At 41.4% G+C, this 1,395-nt stretch carries 1 protein-coding gene; it reads right to left on the reverse strand.

The features are described 5' to 3' along the window. Positions 1 to 60 precede the first annotated feature (60 nt). Positions 61 to 1,203: a cysteine desulfurase family protein gene (locus tag QZ359_RS08775; protein ID WP_265471447.1), complete on the reverse strand. Its 1,143-nt coding sequence runs from the start codon at positions 1,201 to 1,203 to the stop codon at positions 61 to 63. Between the last annotated feature and the right edge of the window lie 192 nt (positions 1,204 to 1,395).

A 1,395-nucleotide genomic window follows, 5' to 3' on the forward strand; every position in this document is an offset into this window, starting at 1 on the left:
TACCCTTGGTTGACAATTCTCCGTAGCGAATCATAATTTCTGAATATTGCATGAATGCTCCTATCTTACTTTTCTAGTTTGGTTGTAAATTAATTTTAACTTGGTCAAAAACTGCTCGACCTGACTCATATCATTTTCAAGGTCTAGGCTTAGACGCACAGCTGACTGGGCCTTATCCTTGTCCACTCCCATGGCAATAAGAGTTCCTGCAGGTTTCCCAGCCTTGGACGAACAAGCAGAGGTCGTTGAGATGAAAATATCATAGTCTTCAAAGGCGTGAACAATGACCTCACCACGAACACCCTTAATTCCAAAAGTCAGGATATGAGGGGCAAAATCTTCCTCATCAGAAAAGACAAATATATCTGGATAGTCCAAAAGGGCTTGACGAATCACTGCCTTCATCTGCCCAGTCTTGCTAGTAAAGAAATCTAGCTTTTCCATAGACAAACGGAGAGCCTTGGCTGTCGCAGCAATCCCTGCCACATTTTCAGTTGTCGAACGGTAATCACGCTCCTGACCACCACCAGTCAACAGTGGCGTAATTTTCTTACCAGACTTGATATAGACAAAACCAACACCACGAACTCCGTGGAACTTGTGACTAGAAAAAGTCGCGAAATCCACTCGTTCTGTCAAATATTTTTCAGTTGGAATCTTAGCAAGTGCCTGAACCGCATCAACGTGGAAAGTAATAGTTGGCTTATCTGCCAAGAGTTCTGAAATAGCCTCAATAGGTTGGATAGAGCCGATTTCATTGTTCACTGCCATGACAGAAATTAGGATTGTATCAGGTCGTATCAAATCTGCTAGCGCCTCAACATCCACAAATCCTTTGTTATCAACTGGAGCAAAATCTACTTCAAATCCTTGAGATTTCAACCAGAGGGCTGATTCCTTGACTGCTGGATGTTCAATGGCTGATACGATGATGTGCTTGCCAAACTTGGCTTTTTCAAAGGCCACACCCTTGATGACCCAATTATCTCCTTCTGTCCCACCAGAGGTAAAAAAGATTTCATCGCTTTTCTTACCGATTAAATCTGCAATCTGTTGGCGGGAAGCATCTAAGATTCGTGTTGCCTGGTCTCCCAAACGATGGAGACTAGATGGATTTCCTAAAATTTTTGAAGCCACCTGCATATAGGTTTCAAGAGCTTCAGGATAGGGCTTGGTCGTCGCCGAATTATCAAAGTAAATCATGTTTTCTCACGCTTTCTAAAATCACTCCCTCTATTGTATCATGAAACGGAGCTTGCGACAAGAAAGGGCAATTCCTCTTTTTTTAAGATTTTTTTAAAGAAATGCGGTATAATAAATTTTAATTAAAGGAGAGAATGCATGTCTAATTATCGTAGAACATCAAAACCTAAAACGGAACACATCAAAAAAGGA

The sequence above is a fragment of the Streptococcus sp. genome (assembly GCF_019414905.1).
Lineage (GTDB): Bacteria > Bacillota > Bacilli > Lactobacillales > Streptococcaceae > Streptococcus.